We start from the raw sequence: 17,110 nt of genomic DNA on the forward strand, positions 1-17,110 counted from the left end.
ATGGCAAATGACGTAAAAACCCGGTACAGCGATAAAGAGCTGGAAGAATTTAAAACTTTGATTCAGGGAAAGATAAAAAAAGCCCAAGAACAGTTAGAACTTATAAAAAGCGCTTACAAAAACGACAGCAATAACGGTACGGATGATACTTCGCCCACCTTTAAGGCTTTTGACGAAGGCAGTAAGGTAATGAGCAAAGAAGCCAACTCCCAATTGGCCATCCGCCAGGAAAAGTTTATCCGTGACCTTAAAAATGCGTTGATCCGCATTGAAAACAAAAGCTACGGCGTGTGTCGTGTTACTGGAAAGCTAATCAATCCAGAACGTTTAAAACTAGTACCGCATGCTACTTTGAGCATTGAGGCTAAGAATATGCAGAAATAATAGGTTTAGGAGATTATATATTCAATGGGCGAATGTTTTGAAAGGTTATTTTAAAACATCGATTTTGATACTATAACCCGTGTACTTTCATTTTTCTTAAAGTAAACAACTAAATTTCGCCCCAATTTTTGGGGCTTTTTTATGATTAAATATATTGTAACCATAGTAGGGGTTTTACTGTTTAGTACCGATGTCGCTGCTCAAAAATTGCTGGAGAAACAATTTAATGCTTCAGCTTTTGAAACGTTGGTCATTGAATCGGACGACGTGTTCAGCATAGCCATTTTAGCAGAAAAGACCAATACTATAAATGTCCGCACCCATATTGAAGGGGAACACTATGAAAGTGTGGTGTTGAACACTTCCGAAGCCCACAAAACGTTAACGCTTTCAACCGGTTACTCCCCTTTTTTTGAAAAAGAAAACGATAAGTTGGCGGCGCATAAATTGATCGCCATCGATATGGTTGTAACCGTTCCTGAAAACATGAACATTGAAATACGGTCTAAAATCGCTTCGGTAACAGGAAGTGGGGCCTTTGAAAATATGTTTGCAGCCCTTGAAAACGGAATGTGTTTGTTACACAATTTCAAAGGCAATGCAACACTATATACCAAACAAGGCGCCATTACCGTTTATGCTGTACCAAATGTTGCTGGCGAAGCGATTTCAAAAAATGGAGCTGTAACCAACGAGCTTCCCAAGACAGGAAGGTATAAAATTAAAGCTGAAAGTAGAACAGGGGCCGTCACACTGCTTCAAAACAAATAATATTGCTATTTTTGCGGCTGTTAAAATAACTTATGTCACTTAAAAAGGCTTCCCTCATTATCATTTTGGTCTTGTTGATCGACCAAATCTCAAAGGTTTACATTAAAACCCACTTTATTCTCGGGGAAGAAATCCACGTGTTCGATTGGTTCCGCATCTTGTTTGTGGAAAACGAAGGGATGGCTTGGGGTGCCAAGATTCCTGGCGAGTACGGCAAGCTGCTTTTAACGCTTTTCCGTCTGGTCGCCATTGTGGGAATTGGGTATTGGCTATGGGATTCGGTACGTAAAAACGCCTCCCGTATATTAATTGTGTCCATCGCCCTAATTTTTGCAGGTGCGATGGGTAACATTATCGATTCTGTATTTTACGGTATTGTTTTTGACGACAGCCACAACCAATTGGCCACGTTTATGCCGGCAGATGGCGGCTATGGCACGTTGTTTCACGGAAAAGTGGTAGACATGCTCTATTTTCCACTTTGGAAAGGGTATCTGCCCGAGTGGTTGCCGTTTTGGGGCGGAGATTATTTTACCTTCTTTGAACCCGTCTTTAATGTAGCAGATTCCTCCATAACCATTGGGGTACTGTTATTGTTGCTGTTTCATAAAAAGGCGTTTCCCGATAAGGAAGAAAAAGCAACGGAATAATGTTCTAACCAGCAGGCGCTAAATAAGTAAACGGCTCATACGGGACGTTCCGCAACACCCAAAACAAGACTACCATCCCAAAATAAGCATAGATAAAAGCATTATTGTAAAAAAACGAAACCCGGTACTTGGTTTGGTTAATAAAATTGTAAATGACTATTCCCACACTGTAAAAAAGTATGGGCAAAGAAAGCACCAATAACGGATTGTACCTAAAAGCTCCGTATATATTGAAATGAGCCAATTGGTGCAACGCCCGTTGTGAGCCACAACCGGGGCAATGCAGTCCTGTTAGGTAGTGGAAAGGACAGGGGATGAAAAAAGAGCTTTCTACGGGGTTGTATAGATAGAATACCATCGATACCGCCCCGAGAAAGCCCACTGTTGAAAGCAGTTTAGTTGTTTTATCAATAACCACTTGCTTCAGTTAATAGTCCTCCGGCTACTCCCAAAATCATCAATAGGATATAGATTATGAAGAATCCGCCGGCAATGATTGCGCCCCACATGGCCCATTTTTTGGCATCGTTTGAAGCTTTTTGGGCTCCAGCATAATCGCCTTGTGCATAAAGCTCATTTACCTTGGTCGATTTTATTATCGATACAATACCTAAAGGCAAACAGCACAAAACCGTACATAAAATAGCCCATACCAAATAGTTGTCTGGTTTTGGGGGTTGGTTGGTTACTTGTTGTTCCATAAAATTGAGTTTTTTTAGAATCTCAAATATAGAACCTTTTTTTAAAACCGAAAGGTTTTCCCAGGGGTTATGCAGTAATGTAACGGAATATCGGTTTTTTCGGAAGGGAGGCTTTTTTCGGGCGGAAAGAACGAAACCCCTACAAATTTAGCTTTTGGGTTGCATTGTGCCAAAAACCGATCGTAAAAGCCTTTTCCGTAGCCAATGCGGTTTCCTTTTTTATCATGAGCCAATAATGGAACAAAAATCACGTCCAGTTTTTCTGCGGGAATTTCAATGCCGTCAACCGGTTCGGGGATCCCGAATTTTGAAAGTTTTATTACCGTATTTTCCTGAAGCAAAAAGTGCTTTAATTCACCCGTTTTAAATTCAGATTTTGAAACTACAATGCTTTTATCTTTTCCTTGAAGAATGTGCATTAGATATTCGGTGTTCACTTCTTTGTGCGACTCAATAGGAAGAAAAATATGATAATACGTTCCTTTCCAAATAGGAAGTTTTAAAGCCTGATTGGCAATTTGCAAACTCAACTCTTCAATTTCTGAAGTAGCAAGCGCTTGCCTCCTTTTTTTATAAGCTGTTCTAAGTTGTGCTTTGTCCATTAGTAATCTTCTTCCTCTTTTTCTGAAATAGGCGTATTTTCGGTTGAAATATGAAAAATAGCATCCCCTTGATAGATAATAGGCGATTGGTTAACGTTGATAATGTAACCATCGTTGGGCGAAAGCACTTTAAACCGCATGGTGCCATAGGGATCGGTGATGGTGGCCAAAAATTCGCCTTTTACCACTTTTTTGTTGCAAGGCACTTTAACGTGCAACAAGCCGCTTTTTTGGGCCCGCAACCACGTGCTTTTTTCAATTACAACGCTTTTGGTTTCAGGTTTTGATGTTTCAAATGTATCTTGAAGCATATCCAAATGCTTTAAAACCCTTACGATACCGTCAACACCGTGTTTAGCAATGTGTTTATCGCTTTCCAAAGATTTTCCGCCTTCAAACAATAAGGTTGGGATGTTTAGGTTATCGCAGGTTGCCCGATACGATTTTTTCAATAAACTGGAATACACAATAAACGGCGGATTGAATACTCTGGCCCACTCCAGCAATTTTTCATCATTTGGCTTAATGCGTATTTGGGCCGCATTGAAACGGCTGGCACCACCGGTATGAAAATCCAGACAATAATCGGCATTGGGAACAATTTCCTTTGTAAAATGGTAGGCCACCCTGCTGGCCAGAGAGCCGTGTTTGGTGCCGGGAAACTTTCGGTTTAGATCTTTGCCATCAGGAAACTCCCGTTGGGCATTTAAAAACCCGAAAACATTTAAAATGGGGATACAAATAATTGTGCCGCGTTTGGGACGGTTCATTTTTTTGGCGATAAGTTGTCGTACCACTTCAACACCGTTTACCTCATCGCCATGAATACCAGCAGTTATCAAAATAGTTGGTCCAGGTTCCACAGCACGTTCCACGATAATAGGAATTTCAACCTTGGTTCCAGTATATAATTTGGCAATGCTGAAATTGAGCTTTTTACTCTCACCGGGAGCTATTTTTGTATTCAGAAGTATTAAGTCGGTGTTTTCTTCTGCCATGGTTATACGTTTCGTTCTATATATTTTATGATGGTCGTGGCAATATCTTTTCCCGTAGCCGCTTCAATGCCTTCCAATCCGGGTGATGAGTTTACTTCTAAAATCAACGGCCCTCTGTCTGATTGCAACATATCAACGCCAGCAATACCCAATCCCATAGCTTTAGCGGCTTTTAGGGCGGCTATTTCTTCTTCATCACTTAGCGTTATAATAGACGCGTTGCCGCCACGGTGCAAGTTTGAACGGAATTCACCTTCCTTTCCTTGCCGTTTCATCGCACCGACCACTTGCCCATCGACAATAAACGCGCGGATATCGGCTCCACCGGCTTCTTTGATGTATTCTTGCACGATTACCCGTGCTTGCAGGTTATTGAACGCTTCGATGACCGATTCGGCTGCTTTTCGTGTTTCGGCTAAAATAACGCCGATACCTTGGGTGCCTTCCAACAATTTAATGATTACCGGGGCACCGCCAGCTTGTTCCACGATTTCCTTTACGTTTTTTGAATAGTTGGTGAAAATGGTTTTTGGAAGTCCCAATCCGGCACGCGACAGTATTTGCAAGCTTCGCAATTTGTCCCGCGAACGAACCAACGCCATGGATTCGGTGGTTGAAAAGACGCGCATCATTTCAAATTGACGAACTACAGCTGTTCCGTAAAACGTTACCGAGGCGCCAATACGCGGGATTACCGCATCGGTGTGTGATAATGGTTTTCCTTTGTAATAGACCATTGGGTTTTTCTTCTCGATGACAATATCACATTTGGTGTGGTTGATGATCTCTACTTCGTGCTTGCGTTTTTTGGCGGCTTCTACCAAACGTTGGGTGGAATACAATCCTGCATTGGCCGAAAGGATTTTTATGTTCATTTCTGTTTTGCTTTAAGTTTGTGTGATAGGTTGGTTTTGTTGATGTCCACCACAAATTTCTTGGTTAAAAAATTACGTCCCAATAATACGGGAAATTTCATTTCCTTTCGGTCGCTTAAGGTTAAGAAAATAGGATGTTTTTTTCCGAATAATACAATCTCCGTGTGTATCCTGTAACGGGTTTGGGCTTCGCCATTGCTGCTTTTTACCACTTTTACGTCGTATTCATCAAAAATAAATTCTTTATTGTGGTATTGTGGGTGTTCTTCATCGAGAAACCTGCATTTAAGATAATCGTTTTCTACGGTAACATCGGTACAATGGATGGAGGAGGTAAATGCCCCGGTATCAATTTTTACTTCTATGTCTTCGAGTTCCAGTTTTGGAAAATCTGCTTTATCTATTCGGCCTATTTTTCTCTTCATTTATTAATCCTTTATACTTTTATAACCAGTTTATATTTGCATTAAAATATCAATTAATTTTTGTTTAATAGCTCGATAAAGTCTTTCAAAATCATCTGGAAAGAAATATAAAAAAATTGTGTGTTCTTTTTCCATTCCAAGTAATGCTTTAGTGTTAGTTTCCAAAATGCCATATGAAGAATTTAAATCATCTCCCATATTTTTAATCATTTTTTCAATAGTTATTATTGGATGAGTTATAGCAATTTTCCCTTTTTTGAAATCTAAGTTGCCATCTAATTCATTTTTTAATAATTGAACAGTTGGCTTAATCATAGAGAAAGGGTTTATCTCAATTTTCTGCCAAGACCAATAACAACTTAACACTCTGTGATTATCAGCTTTAACATCTTTAAAGTCAGTACCTGAAATCTCACTTTCACAAAAATTTTGAAGTTCAACTAACTCATTTTCTTTAGCTAGAAGTAATAGTTTGGTTAACAATGCTGAAAGCTTTATCTTATCGTCTGTAAGTTTTGTTAGATATTTAGAAATTTCAGAATTCAATGAGTTTTTGGCCCCATTATTTGGTAAAGATTTTAGCCATTCATTAATTCTAATAGTGTCAATTGCTTTTGCTTCTGTGTTTGAAGATCCATTTCTATAATAAACTCTCCCTTGTTCTAAACCTTTTAAATTTGAAACTGAAGGCATGATTGGCATTTCGTATTTGGTTATAGGAAACTCGAGTATTCCAAACATTTTGTTGTCATATTCTTTAGTGTAATAACTAAAAACAGGCCTTGGAATTACTTTGTCTTTTACCTTTTGTTGAAGAATAGCATCATCAAAAGCTTTTGATATTCCTTTTAGCTTTGTAGTTTTATTATCTGACTCTCTAACTCCAAAAATTATAAATGATTTCTCCGTTCTGATGGTATTTGAAAATGATATTACATCTTTTAAAAACTTTGAAGTTTGATTACCGTTTCTATCATTATTAAAATCATAAATATCTTCTTTAAAATCTAAAATAGTGCTTTCGTTTTTATTTAGAATATCTTTAAATTCTTTATCAGTAATCATTCTTCTATATTTGGTTTCAACAATATACCAAAAACCGAAACCAATTAAATAGTAGAGAGCGTTTTTATCATTCCTTTAACCCTACCGTTTATTCCGCTCAATATAGCCGATAATGCTTTTTGAAATATTCTTTTGGGTGGTTTTTTCAATGCCTTCGAGGCCGGGGGTGGAGTTGACTTCCAGCACGAGTGGCCCTCTTTTTGATTGTAAAATATCAACGCCACAAACCCCCATTTTTAATGCTTTGGCAGCTTTTAGGGCAATTGCTTCTTCTTCATGGCTTAATTGTAAACTTTCTGAAGTACCACCACGATGTAAATTGGACCGAAAATCGCCTGCTTTGCAATGCCGTTTCATGGCGGCAATGACCACGCCGTCTACCACAATAACCCGGATATCGGCACCTTTTGACTCTTTAATGAATTCTTGTAGTACGAATTTTTGTTTGGCCGCCTGTAGCGTTTCAATGATAGGCATCGCTTGTTTACCGTTTTTAGCTAAAATGACGCCTTGCCCGTGGGTCCCTTCTAATAATTTAATGATAATCGGGTTGTCCCCAAACGTGGCTACTTGTTCGGTTGCTAAATAGGGATTTACGAACACCGTATGCGGCACGGCTACACCTGCTTTTGAAAGTATTTGAAACGAGGTCCATTTATCACGGGAATGCAAGATGGCTTGCGCCGAAACAATACTGAACACATCCATTGCTTCAAAATGTCGCACTAAGGAAGAACCATAATACGTATTGGAAGCTCCAACACGCGGAATAATAGCGTGTAAGTCGTCCACTTGCTCTTCGTGATAATACAGTACGGGTTTTCCTTTTTGAATACTCAACCTACAGTAAGTAGGATCGAGCACTTCCATGGCATGATTGCGTTTTTCACCTGCTTTTAACAGGCTTTGTGTGGAATATAAATGGTATCCTCTGGATAGAATGGCTATGTTCACAACAGGTTCAGTTAAGGGCGCAAGATATAAATTGTCTGCCTTTTTTCAGAAAAAATAACGCTTTACAATGCATTATTGATGATATCTTCAACTACTTCAGGGTTTAGCAGGGTGCTTGTGTCTCCTAAGCTATCGGTTTCATTAGAAGCTATTTTCCGAAGGATACGGCGCATAATTTTTCCGCTTCGGGTTTTGGGCAGGGCATCGGTAAACTGGATTTTATCCAACTTCGCAATTGGCCCAATACGATCGGTAATTAATTGATTGATTTCTTTCCGAAGGTTGTCTTGATCGCGGGTTTCGCCGGCTTCTTTCAGTGTAACATATCCGTAGAGGGCATTTCCTTTTACATCGTGCGGAAATCCAACAATCGCACTTTCGGCCACGGCCGGGTGCTCGTTAATGGCATCTTCAATGGGAGCCGTGCCCAAATTGTGCCCCGAAACAATCACTACATCGTCCACACGACCTGTAATGCGGTAATAGCCCACACTGTCGCGCAAGGCACCATCGCCCGTGAAATACATATTCTCAAAACTTGAAAAATAGGTGTCTTTATACCGTTGGTGATTGCCCCAAATAGTGCGTGCCATCGACGGCCACGGAAATTTAATGCACAACCGACCATCTACCTGATTTCCTTTTAATTCATCACCATTTTCGTCCATTAAAGCGGGTTGCACCCCTGGTAGCGGTAAACTGGCAAATGTTGGAATTGTGGGCGTAACATACGGAATGGCAGCAATCATAATCGCACCGTTTTCTGTCTGCCACCACGTATCGGTAATTGGGCTTTTCTGGTGGCCTACGTTTTCATTGTACCAGTGCCAAGCCTCTTCGTTAATGGGTTCGCCTACGGTGCCCAACACTTTTAGCGAACTGAGGTCGTATTTTTCAACAAACTCCAGATTTTGTTTTGCTAAAGCCCTTATTGCTGTTGGCGCGGTATAAAACTGGTTCACTTTATGCTTTTCGACTATTTCCCAAAAACGGCCCCAATCGGGATAGTGCGGGACGCCTTCGTACATTATGGAGGTCGCTCCGTTGGCCAATGGGCCATAGACAATGTAACTGTGGCCGGTAATCCAGCCAATATCGGCTGTGCACCAATACACATCGTCTTCGCGGTACTGAAACACATTTTTAAAGGTATAGGCCGTGTTCACCATATAGCCGGCGGTGGTATGGACCATGCCTTTGGGTTTTCCGGTAGAGCCCGAGGTGTATAAAATAAAAAGCGGATCTTCGGCATCCATCACTTCGGGTTCGCAGGTGTTTTTGGCTTTACTTAATAACGGCTGCAACCATTCGTCACGACCTTCTTTCATGGTGATGTCGCTTTCAATCCGTTTGGCAACGAGCACGGTTTCAACGCCTTCGCAGGATTCCAACGCTTTGTCCACGATGCCTTTTAAATCGATTGTTTTTTTTCCGCGGAAGGAACCATCTGCCGTAATTACCAGTTTACAATCACAGTCGTTGATGCGCGTTGCCAACGCATTGGAAGAAAACCCGGCAAACACCACCGAGTGGATGGCTCCAATTCGGGCACAGGCCAATACCGAAATGGCCAGTTCAGGGATCATCGGCACGTAAATACACACACGATCGCCTTTTTTAACGCCTTTGTCTTTTAATACATTCGCAAATTGGCACACCCGGTCGTGCAACTGTTGATAGGTGATGTGTTCCGCTTTTTCCGAAGGATCGTTCGGTTCAAATAAAATTGCGGTTTTATCGCCCCGAATGCGCAAGTGGCGGTCAATGCAGTTTTCGGTAATGTTAAGTTTGGCACCTTTAAACCAAGTGACTTCCGGCTTGCTGAAATCCCACGACAACACCTCATCCCACTTTTTACGCCACATAAAATGCTCTTCGGCAATTTCGTCCCAGAACGTCTCGGGGTATCGCACTGATTTGCGGTAGATTGTAAAATATTCTTCTAGGCTCTTTATGTGGTAGTTGCTCATGGATAGGGATTTAAGGTGAAACCAAACACTTGGTTACCAAATTTAGCAAATGTTTAGGGAAGTAGGAAGGGAATAAAGGATGCTAATACGATATTTAACGAATGGTGTGAAATTTTAAGAGGATTGTGTTAATGTGTTTAAAAAGGTAAATCGTCATCATTTGATTTCTTTTTTCGAAAGAAAGTCTCTGGTGTAGGATGATTCTCAATTATATCGAAAAAATTCTTTTGATAAAGAATAAGTAGTTTTTTTGTAGCACGATTTTTACAAGGAATTATTTTGGTATTATTATGCTCAATAAATTCTAAAGTAACATTTGAAAATTTACTTAAAGTATATTCTAAAATGATAGACTGTAAATCAATAATTTTTAAAAGAACAAGTGCAGATTCTATTGATTGGAATATAGATTTATAAGTTACTATGTATTCATCTTCATCTTCATCTTTATCAAAATGCAAATAATTATTAAGTTGTTTAAAATCAATGTGAGCTATCTCACTGAGATAAGAGTAAAAACTACCTAATTGAGAATTAGGTAATGCTTTTTTTAATTTATTGATGTTCGTAGATTTTAGTTTTTTACTTAAAATTTTTGCATTGGCTTTGTCAAACTCTTCTTGTCCTAAGTCATAAAGGTTATAGCAATAATTAATTTGTTCAAAAATCATTCGGTTGATTGACATACTTTCAAAAAAGTATTTGTTCTTTATTAAAAAAACAGAACATTCATAACTGTTCTGTAATCGATGAAAATTCGCTGTTATACCGAGAGTAATATCATTACGATGAGTTAATTTAATCTTAGATAGCTTATCAAATAATTCTTCCGAAAAACTCCAGACATTATCCGTTATTTCTTTTAATAATGAATTTAAAGGATCCGTACTATTTACTGAAGTGTTTTGAAATTTATTTTTAGTATAGTCCACAGAATGATACCCCAAAAAATATTTGGCAAGAGATGCTTTAATATCACTATGGATTTCTTCATCATAATGTTCAGGCACTAAAGCAAAAAAAGAATTAAATGATATTGTTTTGAGATTGTGGATACTTATTTCTTCAAGTCTATTTTGCATCTGTTTAACCAATTTTGAAAATAATAGTTATATAAATATACTAATAATTTATATGTTATATTTTCACCAAGTGTATCAGTAGTTTAGATACTTTATCGTGTATAAATCTTTAATTTTCAATACAATTATTCAAAAACAAACACTTACAAACGTTTATAAACAACTATAAACGAAAGTAAATACGTACCAACCGATTAAAACTTCCAGCCCGTTCTATGTTTGTACCGTTGGACAATTAGTTCAACATTATTCTTAACTGTTAATCCTTAAAAATTAAAATTATGAACGCACTTAGAAACAAAGTACAGTTGATTGGAAGATTGGGACAAGACCCAGAAATCGTAACCTTTGCCGACGGTAACAAAATGGCAAAATTCTCAATGGCTACCGACGATAGCTATAAAGACAAAAACGGACAAAAAGTAGAACGCGCCTATTGGCATAACGTGGTTGTAAAAGGCGGCCTAGTAAAAGTAGTCGAAGAATACGTGACCAAAGGCCAGGAAATCGCCATAGAAGGCAAGCTCACCAACCGCTCTTGGGACGATAAAGATGGTAACAAACGTTACATTACCGAGGTGTTTTGCAATGAGTTGTTGATGTTGAGTAAATAGTTTTTACAATTTTATAAAAGGCGTGGTAAAGGCGCCTTTTATTAAATTATATAACAAGCATAACCGGTCGCTTCGATACATTCCGCCATAGGCGGAACACTCAGCAACCTTAGATCGTGAATTTCAAAGCAATATGTAAGGTGATTGAGTGTTTCGAGGTACGAGAAACGTATCGAAACCTCCGCAATGAAAAGCCAAATTCAAGGTGATTGAGTAATCCCGATGATAATCGGGATTGTACCGAAACCACCGACCTTAAACAGACAAAAAATGGTAAAAGCATACACATACATTCTACAATGTTTCGATGATACTTTTTACGTGGGCAGCACAAAATATTTAGAAAAAAGAATTGAACAACATCAAAACGCTGAAGGATCAGAGTATACAAAAAGAAGGCTTCCAGTTACATTATTCTATTATGAAGAATATGATAGAATTGACCATGCATTTTATAGAGAAAAGCAACTACAGGGTTGGAGTAGGAAAAAGAAATTGGCATTGATGGGTGGTGACTTAGAGTTGTTACCTGAGTTGGCTAAAAAGATATTTAGAGAAAATGAGTAGCCATTCCGGTCACTTCGATACATTCCGCCATAGGCGGAACACTCAGTAACCTCACATTGTGAATTCTAAAGCAATATGTAAGGTGGTTGAGTGTTTCGAGGCACGAGAAACGTATCGAAACCACCGCAATGAAGAGACAAGATCAGGTGGTTGAGCCTGCCTGCCTTTTTCGGTAGGTGATTCCAATGATAATCGGGAGTGTATTGAAACCACCGTAATGTAAAGCCAAATGTAAGGTGATTGAGTGATCCCGATGATAATCGGGATTGTATCGAAACCACCGGCATTCAAACGACCAAAACTGAATTTCATGAAAACCAGTATCATCAGTTATTAAATTAATTTAACTTTGCAACCCATGCCAACAACAAACGCCAATACGTCCATAAAACCAACCCTCCACGACCTCCTAAAAACTCACTTCGGGTACGATGCTTTTCTGCCCAATCAGGAAAAAATAATCAAGAATGTGCTGAACCAAAACGACACTTTGGCCATTATGCCAACGGGTGGCGGGAAATCGTTGTGTTTTCAATTACCGGCTTTGGCGTTGCCGGGAACGGCCATTGTGGTGTCGCCGTTAATTGCACTAATGAAAGATCAAGTCGATGCGTTGCGGTCCAATGGCATTGCAGCGGCATATTTCAACAGTTCGCAACCGCAAGAGGAACAACAACAAACTTTGTCCGATTTACAAGAAGGGAAGTTGAAACTCTTCTACGTAGCGCCGGAAAGTATTTTTTTATTGGAAAATACGTTGCACCATATCGATATAAATCTGTTTGCGATTGACGAGGCCCATTGTATTTCGTCTTGGGGGCACGACTTTCGACCTGCTTATACCCAATTGGGGAGCTTAAAAGAACAGTTTCCACAAACGCCTTTAATAGCGCTCACTGCAACGGCCGATAGTGCCACGCAAGACGATATCGCCAAGCAACTGGCCATCCCAAATGCCAAAAAGTTTATCGCTTCGTTTGATAGGCCCAACTTGTATTTAGATGTTAGGCCTGGACAAAAACGGATTCAGCAAATATTGCAATTCCTGAAATCACATACCGATGAAAGCGGCATCATCTATTGCCTGAGCCGAAAAAGTACCGAAAGCGTAGCCGATAAACTGTTAACGGCTGGCTACGATGCAAAAGCGTATCACGCAGGGATTTCTTCCGAAGAACGGAGCCAGATACAAGAAGATTTTGTAACCGACAAAACGTCTATAATTGTTGCGACCATCGCCTTTGGGATGGGGATCGATAAAAGCAATGTGCGTTGGGTGATTCATTACAATATGCCCAAGAACATTGAAGGGTATTACCAAGAAATTGGCCGTAGTGGTCGGGATGGGTTGCCAGCACATACCTTATTATTTTACAGTTTTGCCGATGTGGTACAACTCAGGAAATTTGCCGAAGGAACGCCCACGGAAGAGTATCAACTCGCCAAACTAGAACGCATGCAGCAATTTGCTGAAGCATTGAGTTGTCGCAGGCGGGCATTATTGGGTTATTTTGGGGAGCATTTACAAGAAGATTGCGGCAATTGCGACATCTGCAACACCCCGCCCACCTATTTCGATGGTACGTTGCTGGCTCAAAAAGTATGTTCGGCAGTGGCGCGTTTGCAAGAACAAGAAGCCTTGGGGATGGTGATCGATGTATTACGAGGCGCCCAAAATGCACAGGTGTTCAACAAAGGCTATCAGAACATAAAAACATACGGAGCAGCCAATGATGTTTCGTGGCGTGATTTGCAACAGTACGTTATTCAGTTAATCAATCAAGGAGTGTTGGAGATTCGGTTTCACGAAAATGGGAGATTAATATTGACGCCCTTGGCAAAAGCGGTATTGTTTGAAAACCGAAAAATTTACTTAGCGAGACCGCTTCAGAAGAAAGAAGAAGAAAAAACAACTATTGATGTCGCCGTAAAATCCAACGGACTTTTTGATAAACTTAAAAATTTACGGCTTGAATTGGCAAAAGAAATGGGCGTTCCGGCCTATGTAATTTTTAGTGATGCCAGTTTAAAGGATATGGTTGCTAAAGTACCTCAAACTGAAATGGAGTTTTCTGAAATAAGCGGTGTAGGGCAAGCAAAACTTGAAAAGTATGCAGCACCTTTTCTGAAAATTATTAAAGAGGAACAGAAAAAGAATCCTAAAAAGAGGGTGAAAGCCACCAAAAAGAAGCGCGTTAAAAAAACACCTACACACTTGATAAGTTTAGCTTTATTTAATGATGGGTTAACGGTCGATGAAATTTCAACGGAACGAAACCTAACTACCGGCACCATTTATGCCCATCTGGAAAAAGCACATATTTCTGGGGAAGAAATAGAAATTGAGCGGTTAATCACTTCGGAAGAAATTGAGAAAATTGTCGCTGCAAAAGATAGTATTGAAAATCCTGAAAGTTTAAAATCGTATTTCGAATATTTTGAAGCCAAAGTTCCGTATTGGAAAATAAAACTGGGATTGCATCTCTCGGAATAAACCAGTAAACAGCTCTTTTTCAATCGACTCGTATAAAGAAAATTTGTACGGATTTCTTTTAATTATGATTGGGTATCCTTGTCATTTTTTATGATACATAGAAAATCGTACTGCTTTTTTGTGTATATTTATGTATTCTTTCCCCCTTTTTTCCCCAAATAATTTTATTAAAAAACATGTTTTTAACTTTTAAAACAATGTATTATGTTGGGAGAAACCTTAAAAATAGCATTAGGTGAGTTGGGCCAAAAAGAAATTAAAGGCACCGACCACAACGAACGTATTTTAGAATACCAAGAAACCACAGGCCTTGACTTTGGTAACGATGAGGTGGCTTGGTGCAGCATTTTTGCAAATTGGGTAGCCTTGCAGGCCAATTTACCAAGATCCAATAGCGCAATGGCACGCAGTTGGTTGCAAACAGGTAAAAAAACCGATTGGCCGCAACCTGGTGATATTGTCGTGTTTTGGCGAATAGACATCAACAGTATCTTTGGTCACGTGGGCTTTTTTATTGGATATACCAAAAGTGGGAAATCCATTTATTGTGTGGGTGGCAATCAAGATGATGAAGTGAACATTCAAACCTTTCCATTAAGCAAAATCATTGAGTTTAGGAGCTTGACCGATGATGTGGACGAAACTTTGGAAATCCCATCAGGTTATCTACGACGTGGCGACAGCAGTGATAATGTAAAATCATTGCAAAAAATATTGAAAAATTTGGATTACTTAACCGGTATTGCCGATGGCATCTTTGGCTCTAAAACCGAAGAAGCGCTCAAGGCCTTTCAAAGAAAAAGCAATATTACAGTCGATGGTATTTATGGCAGTGAGTCGCGAACCGCTTTGGAGGGGGTTTTAAATTAATGGGTTTTGTGGTCTCTTTGTTACCGGAGGTTTCGATACTATTCTGCATAGCAGAATCACTCAATCACCTTAGGTTGTGCATTTAGATTAACTTTTTTAATGGTATGATACGTATTGAGGTGGTTGAGTGTTCCGCCTCTGGCGGAATGTATCGAAACCTCCGCAATGAAACGATTTAATGTGTCCGGAAATCACACAAAAAACAAATCCTGAGCTAACCGGAACGTATTGGCGTGCGCATCGATAATTACTTTTATGTCGGGCGAATACCCGCCGCCCATACTTACTTGTAGGGGAATTTCTTGTCGTTTGATCGTTTCAAAAACAAAAAGATCGCGTTCTTTACACCCACCAACTGTGCAGTTTAGACGGCCCAACTTATCGGTTTCTAAAATATCGACTCCGCTGAGATAGAAAATAAAATTGGGTTGTACATCTTCAATTAGCTGCGGAAGGGTTTCTTTCAATTTTGATAAATAAAACGCATCGCCAGAACCATCGGGAATGGGGATATCGAGGTCACTTACTTCTTTCTTGAATGGATAGTTGCCGGCGCCGTGCATGGAAAAGGTAAAGACCGAATCGTCATTGTGGAATATTTCCGCAGTGCCATTACCTTGATGTACGTCTAGATCGACAATCAGAATTTTTTTGGCCAATCCTTTATTTTGTAAATACCGGGCAGCAATGGCTTGATCGTTAAAAATGCAAAACCCTTCCCCATGATCGGTATAGGCGTGATGGGTGCCGCCGGCAATGTTCATCGCAATGCCGTGTTCCAAAGCATATTCGCAGCCTTGCATCGTCCCCTGTGCAATTAATTGTCCACGTTTCACCAATGTTTCAGAAAGGGGAAAACCAATTTTACGGGCGGCTCGTTTGTCTAAGGTTCCGTTTTTCAGATTCTTGAAATAATCTTCTGTATGAACAGCAAGTATGTGTTCTTCCGAAGGCATATTGGGCTCAAAAAAATTGGCTTCATTGCAGGTTCCTTCATATAACAACTGCTGCGGAAGGAGTTCGTATTTTTCCATAGGAAATCGATGCCCTTCCGGTAACGGGTGCTTATAAATAGGATGATAGGCTATTTTGAGCATGCAATGCGTCTTCTTTTTGAAGGGAACAATCGAGTTTTGAAGGTTATTTCTTTATCGTAAAACGTAATCCTAATTCCCAATAATAAAATTAAGCCACCAATAACCATTTGCAAGTTAATGGTTTCATCTATAAACAACCAAGCTAAGATAGATGCTAAAATGCCTTGTGCCAACAAACTTACCGAAACGCGGGTAGCACGCATTCTTTTAGTGGCAAAACTTATCAATAACCAAGCAGCAAGTTGACACACCAACCCTTGAATGAGCAACACAAACCACCCCATATTGCTGAAACCGGAAAACGGTTCGCCAATGGCATAGCTAATAATACCCAACGCAATGGCCGAAGCCAATAAACTAATGCTCATAAACGATACCACATTAAATTCATGCAAGATGAATTTGCTCACTAGCATATAGACAGCATATAGCATCCCTGATAATATTCCAAACATAAAGGCAAGATCAAAATTGAGGTTTATAAAAAAGTGAAAACCCACTAAGGTTACCATGCCTAAAACAGCCACGACGGTACCGATCCAAAAATTCTTTTTAGGTTTGTTTTTTAAGAAAAAGAACGCGCCAATCCCTACCCACACGGGTGATAAATTAGTCAACAACGAAGCTTGAGTTGCGGTAGATTCTTGTATGGCGACATTCCATACGGCTACGTCCAGCCCAAACACTACCCCGCACAACATGCCCAAAAGCAAAATCTTGGTAGAAGGAATTTTTAACTGCTTTGTAATAAGTACGTACGGAAGCAATACTGCCGAGGCGATGGCCATTCGGTAAAACGCAGAGATAACCCCTGGCGTTAAGCTCAATTTTACCAAAACGGGAAAGATGGAAATACAAATTATCCCTACTACTAAAGCGATTCGTGCCTTTTTCATAGCTATAACAGTTTAAACAACCTTGAGTCAAGGAAGGGTTGATAAATAAGAAAGCGCGAAATTACTCAATAAAAAAGACTGGCAAATGGAAAAAG

Annotated in this window: 19 protein-coding genes; 7 read left to right on the plus strand and 12 right to left on the minus strand. The window is 39.7% G+C overall.

What is annotated here, in order from left to right; translation table 11 throughout:
- The 3 genes from DDV96_RS07780 (at position 1) to DDV96_RS07790 (ending at position 1,805) form a co-directional block, all read left to right on the plus strand.
- Entirely contained in the window at positions 1-384 is a 384-nt protein-coding gene (locus tag DDV96_RS07780) for a TraR/DksA family transcriptional regulator (protein WP_116694190.1), read from the plus strand.
- A gap of 141 nt (positions 385-525) precedes the next feature.
- Positions 526-1,155, plus strand: coding sequence for a hypothetical protein (locus tag DDV96_RS07785; RefSeq protein ID WP_116694191.1), 630 nt, complete (start codon positions 526-528; stop codon positions 1,153-1,155).
- A gap of 32 nt (positions 1,156-1,187) precedes the next feature.
- Positions 1,188-1,805 (plus strand): lipoprotein signal peptidase, encoded by a 618-nt coding sequence (locus DDV96_RS07790; protein ID WP_116694192.1) that lies wholly within the window; start codon positions 1,188-1,190, stop codon positions 1,803-1,805.
- Between the two features lie 4 nt (positions 1,806-1,809).
- On the opposite strand, the gene DDV96_RS07795 is transcribed toward DDV96_RS07790, so the two are convergent.
- The 10 genes from DDV96_RS07795 to DDV96_RS07840 form a co-directional block, all read right to left on the minus strand.
- Entirely contained in the window at positions 1,810-2,223 is a 414-nt protein-coding gene (locus DDV96_RS07795) for a DUF2752 domain-containing protein (protein WP_133240826.1), read from the minus strand.
- Positions 2,213-2,506, minus strand: a complete 294-nt coding sequence (locus DDV96_RS07800; protein WP_116694194.1) for a CD225/dispanin family protein — start codon at positions 2,504-2,506, stop codon at positions 2,213-2,215. The genes DDV96_RS07795 and DDV96_RS07800 overlap by 11 nt, the downstream gene beginning before the upstream one ends.
- A 41-nt stretch (positions 2,507-2,547) precedes the next feature.
- Complete coding sequence (locus tag DDV96_RS07805; RefSeq protein ID WP_116694195.1) at positions 2,548-3,108, minus strand: 5-formyltetrahydrofolate cyclo-ligase; 561 nt, start codon at positions 3,106-3,108, stop codon at positions 2,548-2,550.
- On the minus strand, positions 3,108-4,106 hold the full coding sequence (locus DDV96_RS07810) for a succinylglutamate desuccinylase/aspartoacylase family protein (RefSeq protein WP_116694196.1): 999 nt from the start codon (positions 4,104-4,106) through the stop codon (positions 3,108-3,110). Before DDV96_RS07810 ends, DDV96_RS07805 begins: the two co-directional genes overlap by 1 nt.
- Before the next feature lie 2 nt (positions 4,107-4,108).
- A complete protein-coding gene (gene rimK, locus DDV96_RS07815; protein WP_116694197.1) occupies positions 4,109-4,981 on the minus strand; it encodes a 30S ribosomal protein S6--L-glutamate ligase in 873 nt (290 codons plus the stop codon).
- Positions 4,978-5,406 (minus strand): ATP-dependent zinc protease family protein, encoded by a 429-nt coding sequence (locus tag DDV96_RS07820; protein WP_116694198.1) that lies wholly within the window; start codon positions 5,404-5,406, stop codon positions 4,978-4,980. Before DDV96_RS07820 ends, rimK begins: the two co-directional genes overlap by 4 nt.
- A 30-nt stretch (positions 5,407-5,436) precedes the next feature.
- A complete protein-coding gene (locus DDV96_RS07825; protein ID WP_116694199.1) occupies positions 5,437-6,471 on the minus strand; it encodes an AlbA family DNA-binding domain-containing protein in 1,035 nt (344 codons plus the stop codon).
- 81 nt (positions 6,472-6,552) lie between these two features.
- Positions 6,553-7,425 carry a RimK family alpha-L-glutamate ligase gene (locus DDV96_RS07830; protein WP_116694200.1) on the minus strand — a complete coding sequence of 291 codons (873 nt, stop codon included), beginning with the start codon at positions 7,423-7,425 and terminating at the stop codon, positions 6,553-6,555.
- Between the two features lie 62 nt (positions 7,426-7,487).
- Positions 7,488-9,395, minus strand: coding sequence for an acetate--CoA ligase (acs, locus tag DDV96_RS07835; protein WP_116694201.1), 1,908 nt, complete (start codon positions 9,393-9,395; stop codon positions 7,488-7,490).
- A 137-nt stretch (positions 9,396-9,532) separates the two neighbouring features.
- Positions 9,533-10,477, minus strand: a complete 945-nt coding sequence (locus tag DDV96_RS07840) for a hypothetical protein (protein WP_116694202.1) — start codon at positions 10,475-10,477, stop codon at positions 9,533-9,535.
- Positions 10,478-10,758: 281 nt separating this feature from the next.
- On the opposite strand from DDV96_RS07840, the gene DDV96_RS07845 reads away from it, so the two are divergent.
- From DDV96_RS07845 to DDV96_RS07860, 4 genes are all read left to right on the plus strand, one after another.
- Positions 10,759-11,091, plus strand: a complete 333-nt coding sequence (locus tag DDV96_RS07845; protein ID WP_116694203.1) for a single-stranded DNA-binding protein — start codon at positions 10,759-10,761, stop codon at positions 11,089-11,091.
- Between the two features lie 270 nt (positions 11,092-11,361).
- A complete protein-coding gene (locus DDV96_RS07850) occupies positions 11,362-11,658 on the plus strand; it encodes a GIY-YIG nuclease family protein (RefSeq protein WP_116694204.1) in 297 nt (98 codons plus the stop codon).
- 358 nt (positions 11,659-12,016) lie between these two features.
- Positions 12,017-14,152, plus strand: a complete 2,136-nt coding sequence (recQ, locus tag DDV96_RS07855) for a DNA helicase RecQ (RefSeq protein WP_116694274.1) — start codon at positions 12,017-12,019, stop codon at positions 14,150-14,152.
- A 204-nt stretch (positions 14,153-14,356) separates the two neighbouring features.
- Entirely contained in the window at positions 14,357-15,022 is a 666-nt protein-coding gene (locus DDV96_RS07860; RefSeq protein WP_116694205.1) for a C40 family peptidase, read from the plus strand.
- A gap of 191 nt (positions 15,023-15,213) precedes the next feature.
- Here the strand turns inward: DDV96_RS07860 and DDV96_RS07865 are convergent, their stop codons facing one another.
- Together DDV96_RS07865 and DDV96_RS07870 are read right to left on the minus strand one after the other, a co-directional pair.
- Positions 15,214-16,119 carry a histone deacetylase family protein gene (locus tag DDV96_RS07865; protein WP_116694206.1) on the minus strand — a complete coding sequence of 302 codons (906 nt, stop codon included), beginning with the start codon at positions 16,117-16,119 and terminating at the stop codon, positions 15,214-15,216.
- On the minus strand, positions 16,107-17,015 hold the full coding sequence (locus DDV96_RS07870) for a DMT family transporter (RefSeq protein WP_116694207.1): 909 nt from the start codon (positions 17,013-17,015) through the stop codon (positions 16,107-16,109). Before DDV96_RS07870 ends, DDV96_RS07865 begins: the two co-directional genes overlap by 13 nt.
- Positions 17,016-17,110: the final 95 nt, after the last annotated feature.

The organism is Marixanthomonas spongiae, assembly GCF_003095375.1.
Lineage (GTDB): Bacteria > Bacteroidota > Bacteroidia > Flavobacteriales > Flavobacteriaceae > Marixanthomonas > Marixanthomonas spongiae.

What these genes read in the sequence shown, in the direction of transcription:
- DDV96_RS07780 (WP_116694190.1), top strand. Translation starts at nt 1, where the DNA reads ATGGCAAATGACGTAAAAACCCGGTACAGCGATAAAGAGCTGGAAGAA.
- DDV96_RS07785 (WP_116694191.1), top strand. Translation starts at nt 526, where the DNA reads ATGATTAAATATATTGTAACCATAGTAGGGGTTTTACTGTTTAGTACC.
- DDV96_RS07790 (WP_116694192.1), top strand. Translation starts at nt 1,188, where the DNA reads ATGTCACTTAAAAAGGCTTCCCTCATTATCATTTTGGTCTTGTTGATC.
- DDV96_RS07800 (WP_116694194.1), bottom strand. Translation starts at nt 2,506, where the DNA reads ATGGAACAACAAGTAACCAACCAACCCCCAAAACCAGACAACTATTTG.
- DDV96_RS07805 (WP_116694195.1), bottom strand. Translation starts at nt 3,108, where the DNA reads ATGGACAAAGCACAACTTAGAACAGCTTATAAAAAAAGGAGGCAAGCG.
- DDV96_RS07810 (WP_116694196.1), bottom strand. Translation starts at nt 4,106, where the DNA reads ATGGCAGAAGAAAACACCGACTTAATACTTCTGAATACAAAAATAGCT.
- rimK (WP_116694197.1), bottom strand. Translation starts at nt 4,981, where the DNA reads ATGAACATAAAAATCCTTTCGGCCAATGCAGGATTGTATTCCACCCAA.
- DDV96_RS07820 (WP_116694198.1), bottom strand. Translation starts at nt 5,406, where the DNA reads ATGAAGAGAAAAATAGGCCGAATAGATAAAGCAGATTTTCCAAAACTG.
- DDV96_RS07825 (WP_116694199.1), bottom strand. Translation starts at nt 6,471, where the DNA reads ATGATTACTGATAAAGAATTTAAAGATATTCTAAATAAAAACGAAAGC.
- acs (WP_116694201.1), bottom strand. Translation starts at nt 9,395, where the DNA reads ATGAGCAACTACCACATAAAGAGCCTAGAAGAATATTTTACAATCTAC.
- DDV96_RS07840 (WP_116694202.1), bottom strand. Translation starts at nt 10,477, where the DNA reads ATGCAAAATAGACTTGAAGAAATAAGTATCCACAATCTCAAAACAATA.
- DDV96_RS07845 (WP_116694203.1), top strand. Translation starts at nt 10,759, where the DNA reads ATGAACGCACTTAGAAACAAAGTACAGTTGATTGGAAGATTGGGACAA.
- DDV96_RS07850 (WP_116694204.1), top strand. Translation starts at nt 11,362, where the DNA reads ATGGTAAAAGCATACACATACATTCTACAATGTTTCGATGATACTTTT.
- recQ (WP_116694274.1), top strand. Translation starts at nt 12,017, where the DNA reads ATGCCAACAACAAACGCCAATACGTCCATAAAACCAACCCTCCACGAC.
- DDV96_RS07860 (WP_116694205.1), top strand. Translation starts at nt 14,357, where the DNA reads ATGTTGGGAGAAACCTTAAAAATAGCATTAGGTGAGTTGGGCCAAAAA.
- DDV96_RS07865 (WP_116694206.1), bottom strand. Translation starts at nt 16,119, where the DNA reads ATGCTCAAAATAGCCTATCATCCTATTTATAAGCACCCGTTACCGGAA.
- DDV96_RS07870 (WP_116694207.1), bottom strand. Translation starts at nt 17,015, where the DNA reads ATGAAAAAGGCACGAATCGCTTTAGTAGTAGGGATAATTTGTATTTCC.